Consider the following 2222-nt stretch of genomic DNA (forward strand, 5'->3'; position numbering starts at 1 on the left):
TGAGCGGGGCAACCCGCTACATGTTGCGCCATGCGGGCTTGCCGCTATTCATGCTTCACTGATCTGGAGCTCATCATGATTCACGACGTTTATGTCGCCTTCGGCGGCCTGGACAGCGACGGCGCGCTCGCCGATGCCACCCTCAAAGTGGCCCAGGCTGAATCGGCGCATGTGCGTGCCCAGTACCTCGTCCAGATGCCCAGCCCTGCCATGGCCCCCTATGGCCTGCTGGCCAGCCCTTCGGTCATCGAGCTCTACACCGATTTGCGTGCAGACACTGAACGCCACGCCTCGACATTCCACGATCGGCTCCGCTCGGCTGGGATCACGGCATCGATGGAAACCATTGACGTGTTCGTGGAAGCTCGCGCCAGCCTGGCGGGCCACGGTGCCCAGCTGGCGGACCTCGCCCTGGTGCCCGGCCGACCTGCCGATAGCTTCCAGGTGCCGTGCTGGCGTGATCTTGTCGTCGGCGTACTGATGCGCTCGGGCCGGCCGATGTTGATGGTGCCGCCTGACAAGGAACTTCATTGGCCGCCGCAAAGGATCTGCGTGGCATGGAAACCCTCGCGTGAGAGTTCCCGGGCTATCTACGATGCGATCCCGCTGATGAAGCGCGGCGCCACGGTCCAGGTGCTGAGGGCCGGCACGCCTTCCACCTTGGCGGAGAATTCGGTGGATCCGCTCCTGGCGTATCTGTCTCACCACGGCATCAAAGCCGAGTGCGTGGACCTGGACACCAGCGCCACCAGCGCTGGGCAGGCGATCGTGGATCACGCATGGCGTGTCCAGGCCGACCTGATCGTTGCCGGCGGCTACGGCCATTCCCGGCTGCGCGAGTGGGTCTTGGGCGGTGTGAGCCGCCAGCTCCTTGAACTGTCCGGTATCGCCGTGCTGATGTCGCACTAGGAGAATCGCCATGACTAACGCGCACCTGGAACTTGCCTGCTTCGACATCCATGTCCGCGGCGACGACCATGCGGCGGCGATGACACGCGCCATTGCCCGCCACCATCGTTGTCATGTCAGCATCCATGTGATGGTCAACCTGCCCTGGCGCGCGGATGCGACCTGGGGGCAACTGCCCGACCAGGCCCTGGCCGAGGCCTATGCGCTTCTGCGCAAGGACGGTCGGGATCGGGCAGCCCATGTCCGCGACCTCGAAGAACGCGGCGACGTGCGCACTGCCGTCGAGGTGGTAGAGGTTACCGACGGCAACCCGCCGCGGGCGGCCGCTCGGCTGGCACAATGCGCGGATGTGGCATTCATCGCCGGGCCACCGGTGGACGGCATGGAGGCTGTGCGCAGTCGGCAATATATCGAAGCATTGATGCTCGAATCGGGCCGCCCCGTGATGGTGGTGCCCCGTAGCGCCAATCTCGATGCATCGCTATCGCACGTGGCGGTAGCGTGGCGCGCTACGCCGCAAGCCGCCCGGGCATTGCATGACGCCTTGCCGCTTTTGTCTGCCGGCGCCACGATCGACCTGGTGACTGTCTGCGCGCAAGAAGACGATGAAAATGTCGCGCCCCTGGTCGAGGCACTAAAACGAAGGAACTTCAATCCCCGCGTAACGCAGATCCTTCGACGCGAGGACAGCGTTGGCCTGGCGTTGATCCACCACGTCCGCACAACCGGCGCACAGTTCCTGGTGTGTGGCGCCTACGGGCATACCCGGAGCCGGGAATGGGTCCTGGGCGGCGTGACCCGCGAACTGCTCGTGTTGGGGAGCATCCCCGTGCTGTTTTCGCACTAGGCCGTTTCACCGGGCGCGCTGTGCTCGTGCCGTAACGTCTGGCCAACTAAGCCGCCACGGCGTTCGCGGGCCTTTCTGCACCCTTGAGCTTGGGCAGGGAAAGGGCAATGTCCTCGGATGCGTCAATGAGTGCGGTAACGCCAGAGATCGTGTTTGTGGTGACCACCGCCGCGCACCCTTGCCGAAACAGGGCCCGAACGGCTTTGTCGCCGCATAGGCCATGCACGGCGACACAGACAGCGGGCGGCAGACCTGCATGACGGGCACATTCCATCACTGCCAGCATCGTCTGTCCGGTGGACAGGATGGCATCAACAATCACCGGCGTGTGGCAACGCCAGTCCGGGAGCTGGAAAAGATCCACATCCACCGGGTGGTTCCCTTCGTAGCGCTTGGCTCCAACCAGGAAAGGTGCTTTCAGGATGGCCGCCACATCCCGGCTGAGCGTCGTGCTGCCTTCGTCGGG

General features: G+C 64.5%; 3 protein-coding genes. 2 read left to right on the plus strand and 1 reads right to left on the minus strand.

Annotation, left to right across the window (positions count from 1 at the left end):
- Window positions 1-75 precede the first annotated feature (75 nt).
- The gene (locus VK519_RS07585) at window positions 76-909 is read left to right on the plus strand and encodes a universal stress protein (RefSeq protein ID WP_324348686.1); all 834 of its coding nucleotides are present in this window, start codon (window positions 76-78) and stop codon (window positions 907-909) included.
- A gap of 10 nt (window positions 910-919) precedes the next feature.
- Complete coding sequence (locus tag VK519_RS07590) at window positions 920-1756, plus strand: universal stress protein (protein WP_324348688.1); 837 nt, start codon at window positions 920-922, stop codon at window positions 1754-1756.
- A gap of 46 nt (window positions 1757-1802) precedes the next feature.
- Here the strand turns inward: VK519_RS07590 and VK519_RS07595 are convergent.
- A partial coding sequence (locus tag VK519_RS07595) for a phosphoribosyltransferase family protein (RefSeq protein ID WP_324348690.1) occupies window positions 1803-2222 on the minus strand: 420 nt, incomplete at its 5' end.

It is taken from the genome of Pinirhizobacter sp. (assembly GCF_035317885.1).
Taxonomy (GTDB): domain Bacteria; phylum Pseudomonadota; class Gammaproteobacteria; order Xanthomonadales; family Rhodanobacteraceae; genus Pinirhizobacter.

Excerpts from the sequence above, each read along its gene's own strand:
- VK519_RS07585 (WP_324348686.1), top strand. The coding sequence starts at position 76 with ATGATTCACGACGTTTATGTCGCCTTCGGCGGCCTGGACAGCGACGGC.
- VK519_RS07590 (WP_324348688.1), top strand. The coding sequence starts at position 920 with ATGACTAACGCGCACCTGGAACTTGCCTGCTTCGACATCCATGTCCGC.